This is a genomic window from Negadavirga shengliensis (assembly GCF_042652345.1).
GTDB lineage: Bacteria > Bacteroidota > Bacteroidia > Cytophagales > Cyclobacteriaceae > Negadavirga > Negadavirga shengliensis.
In genome coordinates this window covers 15,977-42,011 of the sequence record NZ_JBHSJJ010000010.1, presented here as the reverse complement: position 1 = coordinate 42,011, position 26,035 = coordinate 15,977, and the positions used below count along the sequence as shown (strand labels likewise).

The following is a 26,035-nucleotide window of genomic DNA, read 5'->3' as shown; positions in this document are numbered from 1 at the left end:
CGGGATTAATTAAAAAGTCGGATTTTTGAAGACTGCCATCAAAATTGCATTATGAGCCGGATCTCCTCATCCACCAAAGCCCTGCTATCGGAAATGGCTTCCGGTACTATCAGGAAGCAAATCAAGGATATTCAATCACAATTGGAAGCCCTGCAACAATCATCCGAGGCTGAAGATAAAAGTTCCTCAGGGGACAAATATGAAACGGCAAGGGAAGTCATTAACCAAAGCCGGAATATATTGGAAAAACAACTGGTAAGTTATCAAATGATGAATGAAAGACTCAAAATGATCCCGGTACATGCGAGTGACAAAGTACAGGAAGGGGCGTTAATTGAGTTGGAGCTGGGATGGATTTGGGTTTCCGTGGCTTTGGGCAAGGAAGTTTTGGACGGCGTTGAATTTCAGCTGGTCTCTAAGGATTCCCCTTTGGTTGCAGCCATTTGGGGATGTAAAGCAGGGCAAACAGCTGTTTTTCGAAAGGGGAAGATTAAAGTACAAAGGATCCATTGATAGTTTAACAACCTACCCACGGTTCTATTTTTTCATTAAACCACTGGTATCTTGTTATTTTTCTAATAATTTGCCGGCTAAACTCCTTTCGAGAGTTACATTTACCATTTTCTCACTTGCCCGCGGTAGGAATAATAATATATTTGTCAAATTATTAAAAACTTAAATCTTCTTTAATCGCTGATATGGAACAATTATTTCTTTATTTGGTCCCATTTTTGGGAATTGTGGGTCTGTTGGTCATGGCCCTGAAATCCGCTTGGGTAAATAAACAACCTGCTGGTGAACAAAATATGATTGAACTGGCCAGTTATATCGCCAGGGGTGCCATGTCATTTTTGAAAGCGGAATGGAAAGTAATGATTTATTTTGTGGTTATCGCAGCGATCATTTTGGGATGGTCCGGGACTTTGGTGGAGAATTCCAGTCCTGTCATCGCCGTATCTTTTCTGATAGGAGCGGTACTTTCAGCTTTCGCCGGCTATCTTGGAATGAAGATAGCCACGAAGGCCAATGTGCGCACCACCGAAGCTGCCAAAACCAGCTTGAGAAAAGCACTTAATGTTTCTTTTAACGGGGGTTCCGTGATGGGATTGGGTGTGGCCGGTCTCGCTGTATTGGGTATGGGTGGCTTATTTATTATTTTTTATAACATGTTTGTGCTGGCCCATGGGGGGGACGTAAACGGCCACGAAATGGAAACAGCATTGGAAGTTCTTGCCGGATTCTCCCTAGGGGCGGAATCCATCGCCCTGTTCGCCAGGGTGGGGGGAGGCATATATACAAAAGCCGCCGATGTGGGAGCGGATTTGGTAGGCAAGGTGGAGGCCGGTATTCCGGAGGATGACGTCAGAAATCCCGCTACCATCGCAGATAACGTGGGGGACAACGTAGGTGATGTGGCCGGTATGGGGGCTGATTTATTTGGGTCGTATGTAGCCACCATATTGGCATCCATGGTGTTGGGCAGGGAGATTGTTTCCCATGATAATATGGGAGGGATAGCTCCTGTCCTGCTGCCCCTGGTTATAGCCGGGCTGGGTTTGATATTTTCTATCGTAGGAACCCTCTTCGTGAAAATCAAAGATGAAAAAGGCAATGTACAGGCGGCTTTGAACCGCGGCAACTGGATATCCATTATCCTAACGGTAGCGGCTTCGTTTTTTGTCATCAGTTACATGTTACCGGATGGCGATTTGGTGATGCTGAGGGATCAGTCTAATCCTTTCACCAAATATGGGGTCTTTACCGCTGTGTTTATAGGTTTGATTGTGGGAGCATTGATGAGTATCATCACAGAGTACTACACAGCGATGGGCAAGGGACCTGTCAATTCCATCATCAGACAATCATCTACAGGTCATGCCACCAACATCATCGGAGGGTTGGCAGTGGGCATGCAATCTACCGTTATGCCTATTCTGGTTTTGGCAGGAGGTATTTTCTGTTCTTATTTGGCCGCCGGACTTTATGGGGTGGCCATCGCGGCAGCAGGTATGATGGCGACCACCGCCATGCAGTTGGCCATAGATGCCTTCGGGCCGATCGCAGATAATGCGGGAGGTATAGCTGAAATGTCAGGACTGCCCAAGGAAGTGCGGGAACGGACAGATATCCTTGATGCAGTAGGGAACACCACCGCCGCTACCGGTAAGGGATTTGCCATTGCGTCGGCGGCTTTAACGGCTTTGGCCCTGTTCGCTGCATATGTGGGTATTTCAGGCATATCTTCCATTGATATTTATAAAGCTGATGTATTGGCGGGGCTGTTTGTAGGAGGGATGATTCCATTTATTTTTTCTTCTTTGGCCATTGCGGCGGTGGGAAGGGCAGCCATGGACATGGTCAATGAAGTGAGAAGACAGTTTAAAGAGATGCCGGGTATCATGGAATTTGAAACCAAGCCGGACTACGAAAAGTGTGTCGAAATCAGTACGAAGGCTTCCATCAGGGAGATGGTAGCTCCCGGCGCCATTGCCCTGCTTTCTCCCATTATCGTTGGCTTCTTATTTGGACACGAGGTCTTAGGCGGCATGTTGGCAGGGGTGACCGTTTCAGGCGTCTTGATGGGGATATTTCAGAACAATTCCGGAGGTGCCTGGGACAATGCGAAAAAGTCCTTTGAAAAGGGAGTTGAAATCAATGGTGAGATGTATTACAAGGGTTCAGAACCTCATAAGGCTTCAGTCACGGGAGATACCGTGGGAGATCCCTTTAAAGATACCTCGGGCCCGTCCATGAATATTTTGATAAAACTTACATCCATTGTGTCGATCGTAATTGCCCCTTTTATTCCACTGGATAGCCCTTTGGGTATTTCAGGTAAACAGCAGGAGCCTCAGGAGACGGTGTTGCACGCGGACCATGATTCCAAAGAAGCAATAGAAGTGATGGATGTGAATTAGAAAAAATCAAAACAAACACCTTTCAGGCCACCGGATCCCCATCCGGTGGCTTTTTTTATTCATTTGTTTCCTCTTCAATTTATAGGTGAAAAAAATTGGGAATATAGATGTTTTGATATAAATTTATATTTATCGGTTTATCGATAGGATAACTATTGGATTTTAAATAACTTTTTTGAATAAAAAAGTGCTTTAAGATTCAGGTATTGAGTAATTTAGCTCTTTTTTCATTGATCATAAAAAACCCCCAGAATTGTCTAAACCTAAATTATTATCATATGAGGAAATGTTTTACGCGTTTAAAAATCATTTGTCTTTCCGTCCTGCTGTTTTTGGCCGGCAACGGCATGGCTCAGGAGCTAACGGTTGAGGGCACGGTGAATTCCCAGGAAGACGGTGCTCCGCTTCCCGGTGTGAGTGTGCTGGTTCAGGGCTCCCAGGTGGGTACTGTCACCGACCTGGATGGTAGGTACAGTATAAATGTCCCCTCAGGCAATGCTGTATTGGAGTTCAGTTATATCGGTTTCAGCAGGCAGACGGTACCGGTACGAAACCGGAATACCGTTAATGTGGCGCTTACTCCGGACATAGCCCAGCTCAGCGAAGTAGTGGTAACGGCATTTGGCATTGAGCAGGAGAAAAAAGCCTTGGTTTCATCTACCCAGGAAGTTAAAGGCCGGGAACTTTTTCTATCCAGGGAACCCAATATGGTCGATGCCTTGAATGCCAAGGTAGCCGGCGTGCAGATAACCCGCCAAGGGGGCTCCGCAGGCGCCGCATCCAGCATTGTGATCAGGGGAATGTCCTCGATTTCAGGGGAAAATCAGCCGCTGTTCGTGGTGGATGGAATCCCTATCAACAATAGTTTCCGGACCACTACCAGATCGTCGGGAGTGGACGTGCCCAACCGGGCAATCGATATCAACCCCAATGATATCGAATCAATGAATGTGCTGAAGGGACCTGCCGCTACTGCCCTGTACGGTATCCAGGCAGCCAGTGGCGTGGTAATCATCACTACCAAAAAAGGCGCCCGGTCGGAAACCCAAAATGTCTCCGTTAATTTTTCTTCCAATACATCGGTGGACCGGATCATGAAAAATTTTCCGGCACAGATGATGTATGCTCAGGGAGACAGGGGGGTGTTAACAAGGGGGACTTTCGGACATTTCGGCCCGCCATTAAGCACATTGAGGTATGATGGCGGTGAAGCATTGGACAACCCCCGTGGCAATCTGGTGGACATGAATCATCCGGATGCCATTCAGAGTGAAAGGGTAACGCCGGTCAACAATCAGGATGTGTTTTTCCAAAACGGCGTTACGCTGGATAACAACATCAGCGTATCTACCGGCAACAGACACAGCTCTTATTTTTTCTCCGTGGGTGATTATCACCAAAAAGGCATCATTCCCAACAATGAATACAAAAGGAGAACTTTTAAAGTAACCGGCGAAAGCTCTGTCAACGATAAACTCAGATTTATGGGATCTGCCATTTATACCTATAGTACAAGTGCCAGGTTTGGCAGGGGAGACAACTTCGCCGATGTGGTGCAGGGCACCATCCGGACACCTCCCAGTTTCGACAATTCGGCAGGCTATGTGCTGCCAAATGGCTCCCAGCGTGCTTTCCGGAACAATTCTCCGGACAACCCCTTCTGGACCGTGAACAACAACCCCTTTACAGATGAAGTCAACCGCCTAATCGGATTTCTCCAGGCCAATTATGATCCGGCACCATGGCTGAATATAATGTACAGAATAGGTACCGATGTGTCTTCTGACAAAAGAAACCAACGATGGGCGGTGGGCAGTTTTGGAGGGGATGCGTTGCCCGGTGGAAGGGTACAACAGGACACGTATAACGACAGGATCCTTAATTCTGATTTGGTCATTACGGGGACCAAGGAAATAGATGATTTTAACATAAGCCTGATGATTGGTAACAACGTATTTACCATGGCCAATGACCGGCAGTTCTTCGACGGGAGAAATCTCGCCGTGCCGGGCCTGTACAATATTTCCAATGCACAGAGCAATTTGGTTCAAATCCAGGAACGGATACAGAAAAGAACAGCGGCCGTGTTTTCCCGTGCTGCGGTGGATTATAGAAATTATCTGTTTGTAGAATTGAACGGAAGAAATGAATGGACCTCAACCCTGCTCCCGCCTAACAACAGTTTCCTTTACGGTTCAATAGGGACGGGATTCGTTTTTTCTGAAGCTTTTGACTTGGATCAGGGGATCTTTTCCTTTGGAAAACTGAGGGCCTCCTATTCCGAGGCAGGAAGGGATGCACCTCCCTTCAGGGATCAGACCTATTATACAAGGGCGTCCGTTTCGGGCGCTTGGGGCGGAGGTCTGATCTTTCCGCTGCCCTCCAATATAGGGGCGGTCGAGTTGTCCAATGATGCCGGTAATCCTCTCCTGAGGCCTGAAAGGAACAAAACCTGGGAGTTTGGAGGTGAACTCAGGTTTTTTGAGAACAGGTTGGGATTTGATATCACCTATTACAGAGAAAGGACCGTTGATCAGATCATCAATGTCTCGGTGCCGGGCAGCACAGGCTTTTCAAATCAGATCATCAATGCCGGTACCATCGAGAACAGGGGCTTGGAAATTGTGGCCAATGCCAGTCCGGTGACAGGCGGGGAATTCAACTGGGACATCGTGGCCAACTTCTCCAGAAACAGGAACACGGTTTTGGAACTTCCTGTGGACAGGATCCCTTTACAAAGCTTCGGTAACCTCCGGCCAATTGTCAAAGAAGGGGAGCCTTTCGGTGTGTTTTACGGCACGGCATTTCAGAGAGACAATCAGGGCAATATCATCATTGGGGAAAATGGCTATCCGCTTAGAAACCAACCCTCAGAGGAAAACCCGTCCGGTGAACTGAAAATAGGTGATCCGACTCCCGATTTTTTGTTGGGGATCAGAAACAATCTGAGTTATAAAAACTTTTTGCTGACCTTTTTATGGGACATCAGAAAGGGCGGGGACATCGGCAATGTGACCGCCAATTGGATGAGGGCACAGGGGGTGGCTGAGTTTACTACGGACAGGGGAAGTATGGTGGTTTTTCGTGGAGTCAGAGCGGATGGCTCCGTAAATACCACTCCCGTCATCATCGATGATGAAAGGTATTATAACGCCAATACCGGTAACCGGGATATCGCAGAGAGATTTATTGAGGATGGCTCCTGGATAAGGCTCAGGGATGTGACCCTTACCTATGCGTTTCCCAATGTCTTGGTAAACAGGCTGAAACTCAAGTCGCTTAACCTCAGTGCTTATGGAAGGAATATCCTGCTTTTTACCGGTTATACAGGTGTGGATCCGGAAACCAACCTCGGAGGTCCCAACAGCTCAATGGGAGTGGACGCGTTTGGCACCCCCACTACCCGGAGCATGGGTTTGAGCCTGACAGCCGGTTTTTAAGCATTGTTTAACTTAACCGTGGATAAAATGAAAAATAATACAACCCATCTTATCAGAAACGTTATTTTGGTGTTGGCCTTGGCTGCAAACGGATCCTGTGATATCCAAGAGGCCAATATCAATCCCAATGAAGTAGCTGATGTGGACATCAATGTGATACTGCCCGCGACCCAAGCCAACATGACATGGGCAATAGGTGATTTTTCTTCGCAGTCAGCAAGTTCTTTTGTGCAATACATGACAGGAACCTTAAACGTTCAATTCAATATCACGACGTATGAATACCTGCCGGCTAATTTTCAGACGACCTGGAATAACCATTTTTATGCGGGGGCAATGAAAGACCTGAGGACGCTGATCGAAAAATCCACAGAAAGCGGGGCCATGCATTACAGGGGAGTAGCCAATATCCAAATGGCGGTACTGCTAGGCTACCTGGTGGATTTATGGGGAGACGCTCCCTATTCCCAGGCGCTGGATTTGGACAATTTCCCCAGACCGGTTTTTGATTCCGGTGAAAGTTTGTACCAAGAAGTATTTCAGCTGCTGGATCAGGGTATTGCGGACCTTGAAGCTAATAGTGTGACTTCTCCTTCTTCCAATGACCTCATATTTCCCGCGGCCAATGAAAGCAGTTGGAGGGCGGATTCAAGGGGGAAATGGATCAAAGCCGCCAATGCTTTTAAAGCACGTTATCATAACCATCTCAGCAAGGTAGATCCAACAGGATCGGCCCAGAATGCTTTGCAGGCCATTCAGGAAGGTGTTTTTGAAAATAATGCCGAGGAAATGAAAGTGGTCTTCGGGACCACTCCTGATGCTGCGGGACCCTGGTTTGGGTTTTTATTGGGAACCTTTGGACAGAATAACATTTCCGTTACGCAGGGATTCATAGACATGCTTCAAAACAGGGTCGGGGAAGGAATAGATGACCCCAGACTGCCCTTTTATGTAAGTCCAAATGCTGCCGGCGAATATGTGGGCACCCCCAATGGAGGCACAACGGTTACCAACAGGTCTATTTTGGGGCCCTACGTGAATTCTCCTTCTGCTCCTACCAACATCATCACTTTCAGTGAGGTGAAGTTTATCGAGGCAGAAACAAACTATCGTTTGGGACAATATGAAGCCGCTGCTGAAGCCTTCAATGAAGCGGTAAAAGCTTCCATATCAAGGGTGACGGGGGCATCCCATCCCGGATACGAAGCCCGTTTTGCAAGCGAGACGGAGGCCAGCATTCAGCAAGACGGTCTGACCAAGATTTTTACAGAAAAATACATTGATATGTTTTTGCAAACCGAATCGTGGACAGATTGGAGAAGGAGCATTCCCGCTGGAGCAGCAGGTACCGTGCCGGGGATTCCACAGCTTTCCCCTACTCCTGGTAATAACACCCAGGGCGTTTTTCCCAGAAGGTTCCTGTATCCACCTTCTGAATTAGACAACAATTCTGCCAACATCCCGGAAACTTCGCCTTTGGCAAAAGTATTCTGGGATTTGTAATCCTAAAAAAGAAGGTTATGAAACCAAGCATGACGGAAGCGACACACACTGAGATGCCCCGATAGCTATCGGGGAAACCATGCGAGGTTCCATATGGCCGATAAAAAACAATTATAATCATATGAAAGATATAAAAAAATATAATTTGATACTATGTATGGCCCTGCTGTCGGGGCTCACTTCCTGTTTTGAAGTGTATGATGAAGGATATGATCTCATAGGAAGGGTGGCCACTATCCCTGTATTTACCTTATCCCAAAATTCGGTGGCGCCGGGAGGAGAGGTGACCGCGAATTACCGGTATTATTCAGAACATGAGGCCGTGACGGAACTGAGGTTGATACAAATTATAGGGGAAGAGGCCACAACGGTTTCCACCCGTCAGGTGACTGACCACAACCTGCTTAATTCTTATGAAGGGAGTTTTGACTACACGGCTCCTGAGGTGGATCAATCCACGGTTGTAACCCTGAGGTTTGAGGTACAAACCGCCAATTCCCTGGTGAATTTCAGGCAGGCACAACTGACAGTAACAGGTGGTGAGTAAATAATTTTGCTGAAAATGTAGTTAGGGAAGCCATATAGGTTTCCCTTTCCTTTTTTATGGTTATTTTCGACACATAATGCGCTTATTATGATTAAGTATTCAGTTGCTTTCCTGTTTATTGCTGTATGTTTGGGAAGTCTATCCGCCCAAACAGAAAATTACCCTGTTGCCGGGAAAATTGTTTGTATAGATCCTGGCCACGGGGGTACTTCAGAAACGGACCAATACAGGGTGGGGCCGGGTGGTGAAAGGGAAGAGTGGATCAATCTCAGGGTGGCTTTGTTGTTGAGGGACTTGTTAGAGGAGGCAGGAGCGAAAGTGTTGATGACGAGGACTGAAGATGTTTTTATTCCTCTCGAGGAAAGGAGTCGCTTGGCAGTAGACGGTGGAGCAGATGTTTTCATATCCATCCACCACAATGCTACGGCGGACAAACAAGTGAATTTCCCCATCATTTATTTTCATGGCAGTGCGTTGGAAAACCAAGCAAGTGTGAAACTAGGTGGGCTGGTCGCAAAGGAACTGAAGCGCCGTTTATTTAATGCCCAAAGTCCGGTAAGTTTGGTTTCCGATTTTACCATCTTCCCAAAATCCGGAACGAATGTCCTGAGGAGCACCTATGGCATCCCCGCCGTGATAGGGGAAGCCTCATTTTTCTCCCATCCCAAAGAAGAGAAAAGATTGAAAAGGAGGGCTTATAATAAAAAAGAAGCCAGGGCTTATTTTGAAGCTTTAAACAGGTTTTTTGGAATGGAAGATATTCCCGCTATCAAGGATAAAATAGGCCCTTTTGAAATCCCCGCTTTCGAGGTCTTTCAGGAAGCTGACAGAATGAGGCCGGAAGCATTGGAGTGGAAGGCCAACTACGAAGAAGGAAAAAACCTGGCAGAACTGGGAGGACCTGTCTCCTATGATAGCGCCTATGACTTACTGACCCTTTCTGCCAAATCCTTCCCTGATTCCTATGTGGCCAGATTATGCCATGGACTCAGGGCCATGATCCTTGAAGCAAGGGGAGAAAAAGAAAAAGCGGAAACGGAAGCCCGTAGAGTAGAGGCTTTTTATGTTATTATCGATTAAACCGGCTACCAATTAGCAAGTTTGTGCTCCAGTTGGACAATCACCGCCTCCAACACCGCATTGGTCTGCATAATCACCGGGGAAAGTTCTTGTGGAGGCGCATTTTCCTCAACAAGGCTTTCCACTTGTCGGATTACCGGACTCAATGTATCTATTTTCATGTTATCAATGCTGGGTTTTATCTGATGGGCCAAATTCTTGATTTGCTGATAGTCCTTCCTCTCAAAACTGTCATTCAGTCCTTCTATGGTTATTTTGGCCTGATCAATAAACATTTGTATCATCTGTTGGATAAATTCGTCACTTCCAGCACTTATTTCCTCGAGATTGGCCAAGTCATATAGTTTATTGTTCTTTTCTTCTGGATTTTCCATTAATACAGTGGATGGTTATTCTGGGGTAAATATAGCAATTGAACCCAGGTTTATGATTTTTTGATTTTACGTTTTTTAAAAATGACAAGATTTTTAATCTTAAATTGCAGCCTTAAATTACAGAAAAAACCAATAAATAAATTTTTGTTTATGACTGATTTGAATCATTATTCAAAGATAGCCAGCGAGTTAGGAGTTCAGGTAAAGCAGGTTTCAAGCACAGTGGCCCTGTTGGATGAGGGGGCGACGGTTCCCTTTATTTCCAGGTACCGGAAAGAAGTCACCGGAAGCCTGGACGAGGTACAGGTTGCTGCCATCAGGGACAGGGTACAACAGTTGAGAGATTTGGATAAGAGGAAAGAAGCCGTTCTTAAGTCAATCAAAGAGCAGGGCAAGCTTACCCCGGAACTTGAGGATAAAATCCACGAGGCCGAAACCATGACCATCTTGGAGGATATTTACCTGCCTTATAAACCCAAAAGGAGGACCAAAGGAACAGTTGCCAAGGAAAAGGGGCTGGAGCCCTTGGCCCAGCTTATCTTTGAACAATCGGGAGTTGATTTGGAGAAGAGGGCCGCTGAATTCCTGGATGAGGAAAAAGGAGTGGCCACTTTGGAAGACGCCCTTCAGGGAGCCCGGGATATCATAGCGGAATGGATAAATGAAGATGCGGATGTAAGGAAGAAAGTAAGGGAACTGTTTATTGAAGAAGGGAAGTTCGTTTCGAAGGTGATTCCCGGGAAAGAAGAGGAAGGGATCAAATATAAAGATTATTTCGATTGGTCAGAGCCTATTAAAACAGCCCCTTCCCACAGGGTGTTGGCAATGAGAAGGGGGGAGAAGGAGCTTTTTTTAATGTTGGATACCGGGCCTGGGGAAGCTGAGGCGCTGTCACTCATAGAAAGTATGGTGGTAAAGGGCAACCATGCCAGCAGTGATCAGGTTAAGCTGGCCGTCAAAGACGGCTATAAAAGGTTGCTCAAACCTTCTATGGAAACAGAGGTAAGACTCTACTCAAAAGGCAAGGCGGATGAGCAGGCGATCAAAGTCTTTGCGGAAAACCTGAGGCAATTGCTTTTGGCCGCACCACTGGGGGAGAAGGCCGTGATGGCCATTGATCCGGGTTTCAGAACGGGCTGCAAGATGGTCTGCCTGGGACCCCAGGGACAATTTTTGCAGTATGAGGCCATTTATCCCAATGAACCTCAGCGGAAAACCGCCGAATCGGCAGCTTTGGTAAAATACCTGGTAGAGAGGCATGGTATTGAGGCCATAGCAATCGGGAACGGCACGGCAAGCAGGGAAACAGAAGCCTTTGTCAAGGGAATAGGTCTGCCAAAAGACGTGTTGGTGGTGATGGTGAATGAAAGCGGGGCATCGATTTATTCCGCATCTGAGGCTGCCAGAGAAGAGTTTCCAGACTTTGACCTGACGGTCAGAGGAGCCGTCTCGATAGGGAGGAGGTTGATGGACCCCTTGGCTGAACTGGTAAAAATCGACCCGAAATCCATTGGGGTAGGGCAGTACCAGCACGATGTGGACCAAAACGCCTTGAAAAATTCTCTGGATGATACGGTCATGAGTTGTGTCAACGGCGTCGGGGTGGAAATCAACACGGCTTCAAAGCAACTGCTGACCTATGTGTCGGGATTGGGACCGGCGCTGGCTCAGAACATCGTGAATTACAGGAATGAAAACGGGCCCTTTCGAAACAGGGAAGAAATTAAGAAGGTACCCCGGCTCGGGGGAAAGGCCTTCGAACAGGCAGCCGGCTTTTTGAGGATAAGGAACGGTGAAAACCCGCTTGATGCCAGTGCGGTGCACCCGGAACGCTATGGGCTGGTAAACAACATGGCCCAGGACTTGGGTTTGGATGTAGGGGATCTGTTGAAGGACAAAGAGGTTTCCGGCAAAATCCCTCTCGAAAAATACGTGGATGATGAAGTGGGGATGCCCACGCTAAGGGATATATTGGACGAATTGACCAAACCAGGAAGGGATCCGCGCGAAAATTTTGAAGTTTTCCAGTTCCAGGAAGGGGTGAACGAAATAGGAGATCTAAAAGTCGGGATGAAGCTTCCCGGGATCATCACCAATATCACCCAGTTTGGGGCGTTTGTGGATATTGGTGTTCATCAGGACGGCCTGGTGCACTTAAGCCAGTTGGCGGACCGTTTTGTGAAGGATCCCAATGAGGTGGTTGCGGTAAGCCAAAAAGTTGAAGTGACCGTCACGGAAGTGGATATACCCCGCAAGCGCATAGGGCTGAGCATGAAAGCAGATCCCTTTTCCGATCAACCAAAAAGAGGCGGCCAGAAACCCCAACAGGGAAAAAGCGGAAAGAAACGGCAATCCGGCCAAGGAGACATGGCAGAAAAGCTTGCCCTTCTGAAACAGAAATTCGGGAAATGATATCTTGATAAAATAGGAATAAGAAGGGGCTGTATCATAAATCAACCCGGTTCCTTTTCGAATGCAAAATCCTCAAAATCAACCCTGTTTTGGGTTGCGTTTTGAGGATTTTTTAACTGTTCAGCTTTCTATTGGAGAACGGTTTATCTGAAAATTGACCAATAAACAGCCTGTATTGACTCGACTTGCTGTTATTTTTCGGGTTTGTAGAATTATAGCTGGTAGATGTTTGTCATCTCAAAAAAAATATTTAAAACTTTGTTTTTAGTAAAACATTCACTATATTCATAGTGTAATTTTGGAATTTTACTTGCACATAAAATTTAATGCTATGAAAAAGTTCTACAACACGTTATTGGTTTTTATGATTGTTTTTTCTGTCATCGCTCAGGAAAATGACGATAGTTATGATTTTCCCATTCGGCCAGGAACGGATGAATGGGCCAGTTTGGACTCTTATGAAGCCCGGCTAGATGCCTACAATGTTCCCGATGATGTGTTTTGAGGGATATGAGTACAAGGGGATTGGTAGAGACATGCTTAAATTATCCGGAGTACAGATTGATTAGGACCAGAAATAATATCCAACACGGATATGCTTATGTGTATTCGATATTCAATGGTTTTCGGGAACTTGAGAACAGGGACGATATTGGAGAGACTCTTCTTGAAGTATACACCAGTATAAATGTTGGAGATATTGACAAAATAATCATATCAAAAGAGAGAGGGGCCTATTCATTTAAGTTTACACACATAGAATTGATCTTAGCCCAAAGGAATATAATAAATAAGATGGATGCCGACACAAAAAAAAAGTTTGGCAATCCAAATAAAAAGTGTTTTCGATCAGAAAAAATCTCTGATAAACAGATACGGTCTATATGGTTTATCAAACACAGGAATGATTGCTGCTAGATTGATAGAATCCTCAGATAATCAGATTCTTAAACAGAAAATCAAAGAGGACTCCGTTACCAATATATTGCTTGAATACGGTTACTCCAATAATATTGAAGCCATGGAATATGTTGTTTCCTTAGTTAACCAAGAATTTAATCACTGAATCAATGAAAAAAATATTCGTGTCAGTTCTTTTAATGTCCCTGTCGTCCTTGATCTCGTGTGAGTTTATTGGTGGTACAAGTGACCGGGCTTGTAGAAACCTCGAAAATGGGGTGTATAAGTTCCCTGAACTCCCCGAAAACCACGGGATGACCCGGGAGGAGATAGACCGGTTTTGGGATTTGCCGGAGGATGTCGCCTCCTGCATTTCGACAGAGGGGCTTATCCAAACTTTGCTGGACTACCCCAATTTGCGATTGATAATGGCCGGGAGTAACAGTCCACAACACGGCTATGATGCCTTGATCCGTTCACGTTTTCTAGGAGCCAGGGAGTTAGAAACCAGACGGGACAGGGGGACGAAACTCTTGGAGCGATATAAAATGGTGGATCCTTTGGGTTATGATCCGGACTGGGACCCGGTTGATATTGGACACTACCTGTTTTACCAAGTATATTACGTGGAAATAATTTTGAGCCAATATATCCACCTTGAGAGTCTTTCGGAAAAAGAAAAAACGGAGTTGGTCGCTTTTGCTAGAGGAATTTATGAGACAAAAAGAAGCGATACGAAAGAATCCAGTGTGTGGGGATTGGCAACTTCGGCCGCAATCCTTTCTCGATTGATGAAAATGGACGGGTTTCAACCGTTTCTTGATGCTTATCAACCCCAAGATATCCGTTGGAGCGTTGTGGAGGGGTATTGGCCCACTACCTTTGATGTAGTGGAGATTATATATGAATTGTCAGAGGAATATTTGAACCAATTAACAATAGCGCTATGAAAAACATGCTACTAATCTTGATTATGGTTGGATGGTGTAATTTATTGGTAGGGCAAATTCCCACAACCATTAGAACTCCAACCGATGTGATTGTTGATGCCATTGAAATTTCTGAATATCTCCCCGACCAACTGGAAGGAGTGTCAGTTGAGACGGAAGTAGTTATTGTTAACCAATCATTTGAAACGGTATATTCGACTACCGTAATGGGCGACAAGATAGTGGTTCCGACAGCAAAACTTCCAATTGGGCAATATGTCTTACAAATTTCGGATAAAAACGGGGTTTATAGAAAACATTTGATTGTCAGGCATTAAGAGGGTTCCGGGTATTGCCCGATGAAATTTCAACTGTATGGGCAAATGCGCTGTGAGCGGTATGGTTTACCGCAAATGGCCGGCAGTTCAATGGTTTGGACTGCCGGCAACCGCCTTTTTTCGAGTTAAAAGAATGGATGTTGGATCTATGTTCGGCATAGTCAGAAAGGAGCTTCTAGAACGTCACCATACGTCGGTGAAGACTATCAATGCTCATCTGGATGATACCAATGTAAAAAAAGGGCAGGGAAATAACCGTTGGCACAACGACCTGTGCAGGCATTTCCCTGCCGTATCTGCGGTCGGCGGATAAAGCCGGGTAAATAAATAACCGAGGATTTTTGTTTATAATTGTTTATTATATCAACCTCATCCGTACGGCATTAAAAATATACTCCATGAATACCACAATAGGCATATCATTCACCAGTAAGAGGCTGGTCAGAAACAGGGAAAAAGCGGAAAGAAACGGCAATCCGGCGAAGGAGACATGGCGGAAAAGCTTGCCCTTCTGAAACAGAAATTTGGGAAATGACATCTGCATAAATAGGAATGAAAGCATTCAAAAGCCACTTTAATGTAAAGTGGCTTTTGCTTTAATTAGGGACTTCAAAATTAAATTCTGATTCCGTTCTAATTGAGTTAATTGCGTGTAAAAATTAACCTATTTATTTTGAATTATATGTAGTATTTTGAAGTATAGTTAATTTTTTAACCTACTTTATAAGTAATAGTTGATTTGATCTTATGTAAGGTTCAAAATTTAACTTAGTTTTTAATAATTTATGTTTTTTATGATTGTTTTGTGTGCTTGTCATATTATCACTTTGTGGAATTTTTATATGTGTTGAATTATCTTATTTGTATAAAAATTGATTTTTATTATAAAATAATAATATTTTTCCAACTATTATTAAATATTCGGCATTATGTGAATGTTTAAAATAAATTTCTGTTAATTTTTGTATTTACAATTCCTGTCTTATATTGGTATTGAATTGCTGGTGATCACCGGTTCAATTTTAGGCGCCTACTCCGGTATTGCGATCACTTCCTTCCCAAAATAACCCTTTTGACTTTCCCGGATAACCTGCGTTTGCGACCCTTGTATTACCACTGACGGGGTACGCATTTTATTCACTCTAACAACCACAACATGATGAACACATTTACTCACTCAGGAGGAGGGAAGCTGCGTTTTTGGGCTTTCTTTCTCGGGTTGACGGTCCTTTTGGGGTCTTTATTTGTCAACCCGTTATTTGGTCAGGACCGATCGGTAACAGGAACGGTAATTGATGAAAACAAGCAGCCCATTCCCGGTGCAAGTATATTGGTGAAAGGGACTTTTAAGGGAGCGGCCACCGATGTCAACGGAGAATTTGCAGTTACCCTGTCGGGGACAGAAAACATCCTCGAAGTTTCTTTTATAGGGTACAATAAAAAGGAAATCAAAGTAGACAATCAAAATGCGGTCACGGTGACGCTCGATCCCGACGAGACGTCACTGGCAGAGATAGTAGTGACCGCTTTTGGGATGGAGCGGGAAAAGAAGGCGTTAGGCTACGCTACGCAGGCGGTCGAGGGTAGCCGGATAGCTGATGCCCGCCAACCCAACATTGCCAACAATCTTTCCGGCCGGATCGCCGGAGTACAGATTAACAGCAATGCTATGCCCGGAAGTGGCTCCCATATCGTGATTCGGGGTTCCTCCTCTGTAGCAGGCAATAACCAGCCGTTGATTGTACTGGACGGCGTGCCCTTGGAGCAAACTGCGGACAGAAGATACGGAGGGGGACTTTCAGAAATCAATCCCGATAACATCAAAGAGATCAATGTGCTCAAAGGAGCCACTGCGGCCGCCCTCTACGGGTCGAGAGCGGCTAATGGGGTGATTATGGTGACCACCAAAGACGGATCAGGTGCCAAAGGCATAGGTGTGGAGATCAATTCGAACATGACTTTTGACAGACCCTTGATCAAGCCGGGTTTCCAGAACACCTATGGTGGAGGTATAGGCTACCGCACCTGGTATGTGGATGGCAGGAACGGCTTCGATGCGGACGGTATACGGGGGACAGCCGGTGTGGATGAAAGCTGGGGGGCGCCTATGGACGGCAGAATGGTGCCGCTGTGGTACTCTGCGCCTGAAAGAACTCCACTTTTGCCGCAACCGGACAACTGGGAGCAATTTTGGGAAACGGGCAGAACGATGTCCAACAACGTCGCCGTTTCCGGCGGTAACGAAGACGGTAATTTCAGGTTGTCCATGGGAAGGCTGGACCAAACCAGCATCATGTACAACAACAATTACTACCGAAACAACTTTAAGTTGAATGCCGGCTATAACTTTACCTCCCAACTGAATGTCACTGTCAGTGCCGAATACCTAAAGTCAGGTTCAGATAACAGAAGGTTTACCTCCAGCTCTGATTTTATCTGGGCGCATCGGCATACTGACTTTGATAAACTGAAAAACTGGCAACAGTACTATGATACCCACCGGCAGACTTTCCGTCCCGGGGACGATTATCCATACGCCAACTGGCAGCATGAATACTTTTCAAACCCCTATTTTCTGCAGGACAGGTATTTCAATGCCAACGAAAAGGACAGGTTGGTGGGCAACATAGCGGCTACCTATAAATTCACGGATAACCTGAGCCTGATGGTCAGGTCCGGTACCGACTATTGGACGGATACCAGAACCAACGTGACCAATGTGGAAAGGACAAAAAACTTTGTGAAAATACTGGGAGGCTTCACGGAGTCGGTGATCAGTGGCCAGGAAACGAACAGTGATTTCATCCTCAGTTATAACAAATCGCTTAACAACGGGCTGTCTTTTAATGTACAGGGAGGCGGTATCAACAGAACCAATAATTTCAGGATGAATGAAGTCAATGTCAGGGAACTGACAATAGATGGACTTTATAACCTTGGAAATTATGCCAGCCCGGTCATACCCTCAAGTGAAATCACAAAACAAGTGGTCAACAGCGTTTTTGGGGCAGCGCAGATAGGATATAACAACTCTCTGTTTTTGGACATCACGGGGAGAAATGACTGGTCAAGCACCTTACCAGTCGATGCCAACTCCTTCTTTTATCCGTCCGTAGCGCTCAGCGCAGTGGTCACCGACTTGCTGGATATCCAGAGCGGTTTCCTTTCATTTGCGAAGGTCAGGGCCAGCTTGGCCCAGGTAGGCAATGACGCGGACCCGTACATGCTCAACCAGGTGTTTGTTTCGCAGGGCCTATGGGCTGGGACAACCCCCACGTATGCTGAATCCAGTGAAATTGCCAACAGGAATCTGAAGCCGGAAATAACTACTGGCCAGGAAATAGGACTGGACTTGCGCTTTCTTAACGGAAGGATCGGTCTGGATTTCACTTATTACCATCAATCCACGACGAATCAAATCCTGGCCGTGGCCATATCCAAGGCATCCGGCTATGACAGCCAAATACTCAATGCCGGCAGAATTACCAACCGCGGGGTTGAAATGATGCTTACAGCTTCTCCTTTACAAAACCAGGGTGGACTCAGCTGGGATATGGCCTTCAATTTTGCCCGGAACAGAAACCTGGTAGTGGAACTGGCTGAGGGTTTGGAAAATTACACACTTGGCAGTCAGAACAGCCTTACTTCTGAAGCAAGGGTGGGCGAGCCGTATGGCACACTCTATGGCAGAAGGTATCTGCGATCTCCCGAAGGCGAAATAGTATACAGCAACGGTTTGCCACAGCTTGAACCGGGGACCTTTGCCTTGGGGAATATCCAGCCGGATTGGATCGGAGGTGTGTCAAATACGTTCGCTTACAGAGGCCTAAGTTTGGGTTTCCTCGTGGACGTTCGCATGGGCGGGGACATCTTTGATGTGGGCACCGGACTTGCCAGAAAGACCGGGCAGTACGCGGAAACAGCCATCGGCCGGGAAGAAGGAGTGATCGGTAAAGGTGTGAAAAATATAGGCTCTGGCGAAAACCCCGTCTATGTTCCGAACGATGTGATAGTGGATGTCCAGGCCTTTTGGAATGCCCAAAACCCAAGGACCTATCATGAGGCAGGGATTTTTGACGGGTCATTTGTCAAACTTCGGGAAGTGACTTTTGGTTACAGTCTTCCACAATCTTTGTTGTCCAACAGTTTCATCCAGGGAGCGCGGTTGTCACTGGTAGGAAGAAACCTGGCCATGCTGTTCCGAAACCATCCCCATATGGACCCTGAAGTGGATATGAAAGGCGGCAATGCCCAAGGCTTTGCCTCCGGCGAAATGCCTTCCACCAGAAACGTAGGTTTTAACCTCAATGTAACCTTCTAAAATTCATTTCAAATAGGTAAATCATTGATTATGAAAAGCTTAAAATTACTCCATTTTATATTCCTGTTAGGAATTGGCCTGGTTGCCAGTTCCTGTACCGAAGAGTTTGAGGAAATCAACACTGACCCCAACAATCCGGTTACCATCGCGCCGACTTTGTTGTTGCCGAACGCCATACAGGTGTCGGTGGACCGGTATTGGGGTCACAGTAACCGCTACCAACGTCTCAATATAGATGCCGCCATGTGTTGGATACAGCATCTGGCCAGAAACATTTATATCAATGCGGAGGGCGATACCTATGAAATTCCCATTACGGTTTCTTCAGGAACCTGGGATAACTTGTACAACAGTTCCCTGATCAATTTGGAAAGCATCCTGCAACTTGCTGGCCCCGGGGGAGACTTCGAAAACAGAAACTTTGAAGGTGTAGCGCTGACCATGAAAGCCTTTACCTTTTCTTATTTGACAGATGTTTTTGGTCCGGTGCCTTATTCGGAGGCCCTTCGCGGAACCGCCGACGAATCCATCAATTCCCCCAAGTACGATTCCATGGAAGAAATATACATGGGGTTGATGGCCGACCTCCGGCTTGCCAATGAAAAACTGGTAGTAGGAGGACCGGCAATAGAGGGGGACATCATGTTTGAGGGGGATGTATTGAGGTGGAAAAAGTTTGCAAACTCACTGAGGCTGAAACTGGCAAACAGGCAGGCCGCCAAAAAACCTGATGAATCAAGAGCAATCATGCAGGAAATATTGGGAGATCCTGGCCAGTATCCTGTTTTTACCGGCAATGAAGATTTCGCACAGCTCCGGCATGTCAATGTGATCGGAAGCCGGAATCAGATGTTTGATGTATTTTCTACCCGTTCTGACTGGAATATCAGTTCTACTTTGATCAATAAACTTTTGGAACTGGATGATGAGAGGATACGCGTTTATGCCCTGCCATTGGCCAATGGTACCTACGCAGGTTTGCCAAATGGTTTAACGGACGCGGCCGCTTCTACCATATCCGCATCGACAATTGGGCAAAAGTTTCTCGATCCGGAAGCTCCCAGCATACTGATGACTTATTCGGAACTACTGTTTATCCTTGCGGAAGCTGCCTATGATGGGGATATACAGGGTGATCATTTAGAATTGCTGCAGAATGCCATCAACGCCTCCTTTCAGCAACATGGGTTGAACATGCCTTCGGATTATATGTCAAGATTGGGGCTGATAGACAAGGAGACCATCATGACCCAGAAATGGATAGCTCTTTTTGGCCAGGGGATAGAGGCTTGGACGGAATACCGAAGGACGGGTTTCCCGGTGATGCCCGCGCCGCATCCGGGTTCCATATTTGTGAATAACGGCGTGTTGCCTACCAGAATCGAGTACCCCCCTTCAGAGTATTCCTTGAACATGTCTAATCTCGAAGGCGGCATACAATTATTAAATGGAGGAGACAATATGAGAACCAGGCTGTGGTGGGCGGAATAATGATGCTGCTTTTTTGGAACAAGTATAATGTTGACGTTTAGATCTTTATGAAAACATGAACACAATCATAAGTAAAATAAGTCTTTGGGTGATGACATTGTCATTGCTAAGCTGCGTGGATGCGGATGAGTTGGCTACGCCCAATGCGGCGGCTCCGGTATTGATAATCATAGAGGGAGCCGAATTTGACGGTGCTTCAGCTGTTGAGGTTGTAGGCACATTTCTGGAACTGGATAAAACGGGAATATTGGATCATAAGGTAGGTATTGACTCTATCCCGCTTTCCGGGCTGGAAATCAAAGTTTTTATCAATCATATGGAAGAGGTAGGCGCCTTGGTTACTGACACTGCCGGAAAGATCATGTTCCAGAAGGCTTGGTCTGATCTGGGATTGGATTCTCCGGGTTCAGGGAATCAGGTCAGGCTTGAATTTGCCGGAACACATAATAATGTGGCGTTTAGAAAATACCACAGTGTGAGGGTGAAATAGATCCAAGGTATAATAAGCGGGATGTTTTGTGAAAGGTATTTTACCGGACCTCTTAAATTTTCGTTTTCATGAAAATCCTGGGGGAGGATGCCGTTTGCAGAACATCCCTTTTTGATTAAGGAATATATTCATTTTAACCACAAAGAGAAATACCATGACAAAAATTAGCAGAAGAAACTGGCTGAAAACCGGCATGACGATGACCGCCGGTTTGGCAAGTTTGGGCTATCCTCACAGCGGGATGGCTGAAAAAAAAATTGGCATATTTAAATCCGGCGACGGGAGGAAAGAGGAGATCGTGGCAAGGCTGTCTTCCAATGAAAACCCCTTTGGACCGTCTTCAGCAGCCAAGAGGGCCTTAAAGGAAGCTGTTGAAGATGCTTTTCTTTACCCCCAAAAGTACAGGAAAGAACTGATATCTGTGATCGCTAAAGAAGAAGGCGTGAGTGAGGATCATATATTAATAGGCGCTGGATCAAGTGAACTGTTGAATGCAGGGGCAAGGGTTTTTGGAGGAAAATCCGGCAAGATATTGGCGGCAGATCCCACCTATACCTCCCTGATCAGGTCTGCGGAAATGATGGGGTCCACGTGGGTAAAAATTCCGTTGGATAAATCCTTTGACCACGATTTGGATACCATGGAATCCAAAGTAAAAAGCGACATTTCTTTGGTATACATGTGCAATCCGAATAACCCCACAGGCAAAATCATAGAAGGCAAAGAGATCATCAGTTTTTGTGATACCGTTTCGTCTAAAGTTCCTGTATTTGTCGATGAGGCGTATTGGGATTATATGGATGATCCAAAAGGTTCTACTGTCACTTCCTGCATAAAAAAAGGAGCAAATGTAATTGTCGCCAGGACTTTCTCAAAGGTACATGCGTTTGCTGGCCTGCGGGTTGGCTACTGCATTGCCCAGCCCGATATCATCCGGCAGCTGGCCAAAGAAGGCCCTAGAAACACCCTCAGCGGGCCTTCAATGAATGCAGCTGCTGCAAGCTTGGTCGATTATGATTTTATCAGATACTCGGTGGAGAAAAACAACGAAGGCAAACAGTATGTATATGATTTGCTTTCTGAAATGGGATATGATTATTTCCCTTCCCATACCAATTTCATCCTGTTTCCCATTGCCATGGATGGTGATGATTTCAGAAAGAAAATGTTGGTCAAGGGGGTGTCTATCAAGACCTGGAATATAGCAGGAAAAGACTACTGCAGGGTGAGCATGGGCCATATGAAAGACCTCGAAAAATTCGGGCTTGCCTTCAAGCAAGTGGCGGGGAATAAAATCAACAAAACATGACAGCCCGATAAGAATAAATAGGAACCTTAGAGGCAGCATGGTCAATATATGGTTATGCTGCCTTTTTTTGCTATAAATAAGCAGGTGAGTTTTTAGGATTAACCGGGCTGAACCAATTGTGTCGTTTGTGTAAACTGTGTAAACAGAAAAACAAAAAAACAGCAACCCACACGAATTGCTGCTTTCCCTTTGTCGGAGTTCATCTGATCACGTATAGATCGGTCGTCAGTGGTTATTATCTTTTAATAATCTGTTATTGGTGCGGTTCTTTTTCCAGGACCGGTTTGTAGTCGATGATATGGAACCACTGTAACAATGGTTTGATGATCCCCAGCCCTACCATGGCCAGTCCTATAATGAGCAAACTTGAGGACGAGGCAAAGAACTCCCCGAATGAGAATACAATCAGCATGATCAATATGGAAAAGGGCAGGGATATGGCCAGTATATTGAGCGCCAGTTCCATATCAAAAGTCTTTCTGTTGTGACGGGATTCTTGGTTTTGTTCCAAGACGGTAATGGAAGCCATGTGTGCAAATGGCCAGAAGCTGATGGCACTTTGTGGAAAAACCACCAGCACCATAATGGCTGGATAGGACAGCGGTGGTGCAAAAATCAGGGTGAGGCCGCTTAACAGGAACGTGAGACCTGACCTGACCATCAACAAGCCTGCTATTTTTCTGATCTGTTTCCAATTGAAAACCACACCAACGCCTATGAAAATCAACACAAGTGGTGTCATAAGGTTGCTGAGCGTGATGATGGCTGATGAAACAAATTCAGGCAGGGTGTCCAGATGGACATCCAGGCTGATGAGAAGAAGTGCCAAAATGATAACGATATTGATAGGTTCATTTATCAAGCTGATCATGAGAGATTTTATTTTTTCTCCATTCCCTGTCCTGATATGTTGGTTAAGCTGAAAATACCATTTGATGGCAATCATATAAGCGATAATGAGAACAAAGACCTTGTTGCCTATATCTGCCAAAGCACCCCATGCCAAAGCATCATCCCCCAAATATTCTATCAGAAAAGGGAAACAGGACAACCCCGGTGCGAGGGAAGGAAACAGTAAAAGGTAAGTTCTGTAGGTGCTGCTTGCCCTCTCAATGCCAAACAGAGGTAAGGTATATTTGAGAATAAAATAAAGAAGAACATTGAAGGCAATGGCCGTGATCGGCAATATCAGTAAATCTACTTCTATTTCAGCTTTCAGAAGGGCTACAAATATGATGGCGGGTAAGGCTACGGTCAGGATCAAAACCTTTAATCCTTTTTGTTGTGCGGGATCTTTAAGTTTTTTCCTCAATAAAAACCCGATAACCAATAGCAATAGCAAAGACAGGGTCTTTTGGACAGCTAAGTTCATAGGAAATAATCTGTTTATTAGTGGCTAATACAAACAGGTTAATTGGGCTTACTGTCAAAAGGCCGGTGATGATTATGCGGTTGCGGTTTTCAATGCATCAATGAAGGTTTTCATTTCATCCATGGTTCCCATGCTTACTCTGCACCAGGGGCTGTCTGCAATGGAGTAGACCCTGATGCCCACCCCCTGATCCATCATTTTTTTAGCAAAACTCTTGCCTTCATGGGCAATGGGGAAAATCATAAAACTGGTATGGGAAGGAACTTCTTTGAAGCCCATACCTCTTATTTTTTCCGAGGTGAATTCCCTTGACTCCTTGTTCCATTTTCTGCATGAATCCACAAATTCCTTATCTTGAATGCTGGCGATAGCACCTTTCAGAGAGGTTACACACAGTCCCATGGTTCCCCTTACCATACTGGTTATGGAATTGATCCTTTCTTCGGTGGCTACCAGATAGCCGACCCGTAGTCCGGCCATGCCGTGGATTTTGGAAAAGGTCCTGGCGATCATCACATCATGGCCTTGGGCCACCAGGGGTGCCATGGTGTTGGCTTCAGGGTCATCCATAAACTCCAGATAAGCCTCATCTATGAAAACAGGGGCTTTCTTTGAGGCAGTTTTACAGAAATTTTCAAGTTGTTTGGCTTCCGTAATGGCCCCCATCGGGTTATTGGGGTTGCATACATAGATGAGTTTTGTGTCACTGTCTATCGCAGCATCCATTTCCTGTAAATCATGGGAATGATCCGGTTTCAAAGGTACTGGCTTCCATTCGCCGCCAATGGCTTTTGCGGTGTTTACCAAGGACATATATGAGGGATCTGCCGATACCACATTCCCGCCGTTTTTACATAAAACGATGGCAGTTTTCTCCAGAAGATCCGTAGATCCTGGTCCAAGCATGATGTTTTCTGGTTTTACGCCTTCTTTTTCTGCCAGCATACTTATCAAATAAGCGGCATCACCATGTCCATACCTGTTTCCTGAGCTGATGGCATCTGAAATGGCTTTTTGTACCTGGGCAGAAGGTCCAAACGGGTTTTCATTGGCCAGCAGGCGGGCTTTCATCTTGACCTCATTGTAAAGCGGGTTGATTTCCCATAAAGTGCTTTCCTTGTCCCATTTTTTGCCGGGGGAGACAGGGGCAGCCCGTAAGGGATCAAGGATTAGGCTCATGGAGCCTAGTCCCAAGGCACTGGTTTTTAACCAGGCTCTTCTGTTCATGTTTTTCATAAGTGGTTGTGTATAGTGGTTAATAATTTGGTTTAAATTTAAACCAATTTTCAATTATAAAAAATATATACTGTTGTTTTTAATTCAAAAAATAACCTATGTTATTATTAATTATGTAAAATATAGAAAAATAGGTTAAAAATTAAACAATAATGAAAGGATTGACGAAAGGTCCTGGAAAATAAATAACGGAATATTTGTTCATATTATAAACATACGTATATTTATATTTGTTTATTATATCAACCTAATCCGTACGGCATTAAAATATACTCCATGAAGACCACTATAGGCATATCATTCACCAGTAAGAGGCTGGCCTCAGGAAATCTCCAGATAAAGTTTCACGTGCAGGGAGCGAAAAAAGTCAGATACGGTTATTTATTAGCCGATGGAGAAAGTACCGAAGAAGACATTATAGAAGAGATCCGAAGGAGGCTGGAAATGATGGAAAATTCACAAATGGATTTGCTCCGGTTCTCATTTAAGCAGAAGTGGCAGGACGATCATCAGTTTTATCTTTATTCGGCATAAATTTCCCTATGTATCTATCCAGGAATTTACGGTTTCTTCGAAATCAAAAGGGGATGACCCAGGAGGAGCTTTCCCAGGAACTGGGCGTAAAGCGTACGATGATTTCTGCTTATGAAGATGGGCGGTCCGACCCTAAATTGCCTTCTCTTGAGATCCTTTCAAAGGTGTTTGATATTGGCTTGGATGAACTGTTATTTTGGGACATTCCGAAAGAAGGCAGGAAATACCTTCAGCGGGACAAAATGAAGGTATTATCCGTCTCCTTAGATCCCCAGGAAAAGGAAATGATCGGTATGGTAGGGCAAAAAGCTTCAGCGGGATATCTGAACGGATTTGCTGATCCGGAGTATATGGGGCAGTTGCCTCATTTCCGGCTGCCCAATTTACCGGATAACCGAACCTACAGGGCCTTTGAGATTACGGGGGACAGTATGTTGCCGCTTCATCCCGGAACATTGATCATAGGAAGTTATGTGGAAAGCGGGCTGGAAATCAAGAATGGCAAGACCTATGTGCTGATTACCCGAAGTGAAGGGGTGGTGTATAAAAGGGTCTTTAACTACATAGAGGAAAGGGGCCGGCTTTTTTTGGTTTCGGATAACGAGCTTTACAAACCTTATGAGGTGCCTATAAGCGAGGTTCTCGAAATATGGGAAGCCAAGGCCTACATCAGTACCCGGTTTCCGGATCCAAAGGAGGACTCGGCACCGATCACCTTGGAAGAGATCGGTAAGATGATTCGTGATCTTAGGGCGGAGATTTTGAAAACAAAATAGACTGATTTAATCTATTGGAATTTTCACGAATGCCGGAACCTGTTTTCTTTAAAAAATAAGAAGGC

General features: G+C 45.5%; 20 protein-coding genes. 17 read left to right on the top strand and 3 right to left on the bottom strand.

Features of this window, described 5'->3' with window-relative positions:
• Positions 1-51: 51 nt before the first annotated feature.
• The 6 genes from ACFPFU_RS16630 to ACFPFU_RS16605 all read left to right on the top strand — a co-directional run bounded on the left by ACFPFU_RS16630 (position 52) and on the right by ACFPFU_RS16605 (position 9,488).
• A complete protein-coding gene (locus tag ACFPFU_RS16630) occupies positions 52-513 on the top strand; it encodes a hypothetical protein (RefSeq protein WP_377066081.1) in 462 nt (153 codons plus the stop codon).
• A gap of 185 nt (positions 514-698) precedes the next feature.
• The gene (locus tag ACFPFU_RS16625) at positions 699-2,918 is read left to right on the top strand and encodes a sodium-translocating pyrophosphatase (RefSeq protein WP_377066079.1); all 2,220 of its coding nucleotides are present in this window, start codon (positions 699-701) and stop codon (positions 2,916-2,918) included.
• A gap of 278 nt (positions 2,919-3,196) precedes the next feature.
• Entirely contained in the window at positions 3,197-6,358 is a 3,162-nt protein-coding gene (locus ACFPFU_RS16620; RefSeq protein WP_377066077.1) for a SusC/RagA family TonB-linked outer membrane protein, read from the top strand.
• Positions 6,359-6,385: 27 nt separating this feature from the next.
• Complete coding sequence (locus tag ACFPFU_RS16615) at positions 6,386-7,861, top strand: SusD/RagB family nutrient-binding outer membrane lipoprotein (protein WP_377066075.1); 1,476 nt, start codon at positions 6,386-6,388, stop codon at positions 7,859-7,861.
• Positions 7,862-7,982: 121 nt separating this feature from the next.
• On the top strand, positions 7,983-8,408 hold the full coding sequence (locus ACFPFU_RS16610; RefSeq protein ID WP_377066073.1) for a hypothetical protein: 426 nt from the start codon (positions 7,983-7,985) through the stop codon (positions 8,406-8,408).
• 87 nt (positions 8,409-8,495) lie between these two features.
• Positions 8,496-9,488 (top strand): N-acetylmuramoyl-L-alanine amidase family protein, encoded by a 993-nt coding sequence (locus ACFPFU_RS16605; protein ID WP_377066071.1) that lies wholly within the window; start codon positions 8,496-8,498, stop codon positions 9,486-9,488.
• 5 nt (positions 9,489-9,493) lie between these two features.
• Here the strand turns inward: ACFPFU_RS16605 and ACFPFU_RS16600 are convergent, their stop codons facing one another.
• Positions 9,494-9,862 carry an Hpt domain-containing protein gene (locus ACFPFU_RS16600; protein ID WP_377066069.1) on the bottom strand — a complete coding sequence of 123 codons (369 nt, stop codon included), beginning with the start codon at positions 9,860-9,862 and terminating at the stop codon, positions 9,494-9,496.
• Between the two features lie 150 nt (positions 9,863-10,012).
• Here ACFPFU_RS16600 and ACFPFU_RS16595 point away from each other — a divergent pair, with 150 nt between their 5' ends.
• The 9 genes from ACFPFU_RS16595 (at position 10,013) to ACFPFU_RS16555 (ending at position 22,052) form a co-directional block, all read left to right on the top strand.
• Positions 10,013-12,274 (top strand): Tex family protein, encoded by a 2,262-nt coding sequence (locus tag ACFPFU_RS16595; RefSeq protein WP_377066067.1) that lies wholly within the window; start codon positions 10,013-10,015, stop codon positions 12,272-12,274.
• 331 nt (positions 12,275-12,605) lie between these two features.
• The gene (locus ACFPFU_RS16590) at positions 12,606-12,779 is read left to right on the top strand and encodes a hypothetical protein (RefSeq protein WP_377066065.1); all 174 of its coding nucleotides are present in this window, start codon (positions 12,606-12,608) and stop codon (positions 12,777-12,779) included.
• 294 nt (positions 12,780-13,073) lie between these two features.
• Positions 13,074-13,340, top strand: coding sequence for a hypothetical protein (locus ACFPFU_RS16585; protein ID WP_377066063.1), 267 nt, complete (start codon positions 13,074-13,076; stop codon positions 13,338-13,340).
• A gap of 4 nt (positions 13,341-13,344) precedes the next feature.
• Positions 13,345-14,124 (top strand): hypothetical protein, encoded by a 780-nt coding sequence (locus ACFPFU_RS16580; protein WP_377066061.1) that lies wholly within the window; start codon positions 13,345-13,347, stop codon positions 14,122-14,124.
• Entirely contained in the window at positions 14,121-14,441 is a 321-nt protein-coding gene (locus ACFPFU_RS16575; RefSeq protein WP_377066059.1) for a hypothetical protein, read from the top strand. Before ACFPFU_RS16580 ends, ACFPFU_RS16575 begins: the two co-directional genes overlap by 4 nt.
• A 1,156-nt stretch (positions 14,442-15,597) precedes the next feature.
• Positions 15,598-18,762, top strand: a complete 3,165-nt coding sequence (locus ACFPFU_RS16570; RefSeq protein WP_377066057.1) for a SusC/RagA family TonB-linked outer membrane protein — start codon at positions 15,598-15,600, stop codon at positions 18,760-18,762.
• Positions 18,763-18,792: 30 nt separating this feature from the next.
• Positions 18,793-20,253 (top strand): SusD/RagB family nutrient-binding outer membrane lipoprotein, encoded by a 1,461-nt coding sequence (locus ACFPFU_RS16565; protein WP_377066055.1) that lies wholly within the window; start codon positions 18,793-18,795, stop codon positions 20,251-20,253.
• 55 nt (positions 20,254-20,308) lie between these two features.
• On the top strand, positions 20,309-20,743 hold the full coding sequence (locus ACFPFU_RS16560) for a hypothetical protein (RefSeq protein WP_377066053.1): 435 nt from the start codon (positions 20,309-20,311) through the stop codon (positions 20,741-20,743).
• A 154-nt stretch (positions 20,744-20,897) separates the two neighbouring features.
• Complete coding sequence (locus ACFPFU_RS16555; protein ID WP_377066051.1) at positions 20,898-22,052, top strand: pyridoxal phosphate-dependent aminotransferase; 1,155 nt, start codon at positions 20,898-20,900, stop codon at positions 22,050-22,052.
• Between the two features lie 253 nt (positions 22,053-22,305).
• Here the strand turns inward: ACFPFU_RS16555 and ACFPFU_RS16550 are convergent, their stop codons facing one another.
• Both ACFPFU_RS16550 and ACFPFU_RS16545 read right to left on the bottom strand, forming a co-directional pair.
• Positions 22,306-23,424, bottom strand: coding sequence for an AEC family transporter (locus ACFPFU_RS16550; protein ID WP_377066049.1), 1,119 nt, complete (start codon positions 23,422-23,424; stop codon positions 22,306-22,308).
• 72 nt (positions 23,425-23,496) lie between these two features.
• The gene (locus ACFPFU_RS16545) at positions 23,497-24,651 is read right to left on the bottom strand and encodes a pyridoxal phosphate-dependent aminotransferase (RefSeq protein WP_377066047.1); all 1,155 of its coding nucleotides are present in this window, start codon (positions 24,649-24,651) and stop codon (positions 23,497-23,499) included.
• A gap of 285 nt (positions 24,652-24,936) precedes the next feature.
• Here ACFPFU_RS16545 and ACFPFU_RS16540 point away from each other — a divergent pair, with 285 nt between their 5' ends.
• Positions 24,937-25,194, top strand: coding sequence for a hypothetical protein (locus ACFPFU_RS16540; RefSeq protein WP_377066045.1), 258 nt, complete (start codon positions 24,937-24,939; stop codon positions 25,192-25,194).
• Positions 25,195-25,202: 8 nt separating this feature from the next.
• Complete coding sequence (locus tag ACFPFU_RS16535) at positions 25,203-25,970, top strand: helix-turn-helix domain-containing protein (RefSeq protein WP_377066043.1); 768 nt, start codon at positions 25,203-25,205, stop codon at positions 25,968-25,970.
• Positions 25,971-26,035 lie beyond the last annotated feature (65 nt).